The organism is Alishewanella tabrizica (assembly GCF_014652375.1).
Lineage (GTDB): Bacteria > Pseudomonadota > Gammaproteobacteria > Enterobacterales > Alteromonadaceae > Alishewanella > Alishewanella tabrizica.
In genome coordinates this window covers 1-539 of sequence record NZ_BMYR01000045.1, presented here as the reverse complement: position 1 = coordinate 539, position 539 = coordinate 1, and the positions used below count along the sequence as shown (strand labels likewise).

Below are 539 nucleotides of genomic sequence, written 5' to 3'. Positions count from 1 at the left end.
GGTCTGGCTGGCATGATGGCAGTGCCGAAGTGGGCCGCCAGCATTTGATAGGTTGGATTGAGATCGGGATCGGTATTGCGAGCCACGCTGACTGCACTTTTTAAACAATCAGGTACCACTAATTGCGGTACGCCACCGAAGAACTCAAAGGCACGTTTATGGCTCATGATCCAGTCTTCCAACTGTTGTGAACGGGTGGCTTCGGCGAAGGTGTAATTGGACGCACCCAACACCGCCACGAAGATCTGCGCACGACAGGTAATTTCACCGGTATCAGGATCAACAATCGGCATGGTTTGGCCGCAGTAGTCGACAAAGAGCTTTTCGCCCGCCAGGTGGATTTGTCGCATAGAGGGCTGCAATACGGCCGCCCACTCTTTATAAAGACGACAGAAGTGGTTGTAACTGTAATGTTGTTCAGGGCTTCGTTCGGCATACTCCTGCCACAGCAGCTCTAAGGTGACGCCTTTGCGGCCAGGTGCTTTGAGTTCCTGATAGACACCCGCCCAGTTAGGCAGCGGTTTATGCTGAGTTTTATG

At 52.7% G+C, this 539-nt stretch carries 1 protein-coding gene; it reads right to left on the bottom strand.

All coding sequences use genetic code 11. From position 1 onward, the window contains the following. A partial coding sequence (istA, locus tag IE070_RS16545) for an IS21 family transposase (protein ID WP_189484287.1) occupies positions 1-539 on the bottom strand: 539 nt, incomplete at both ends.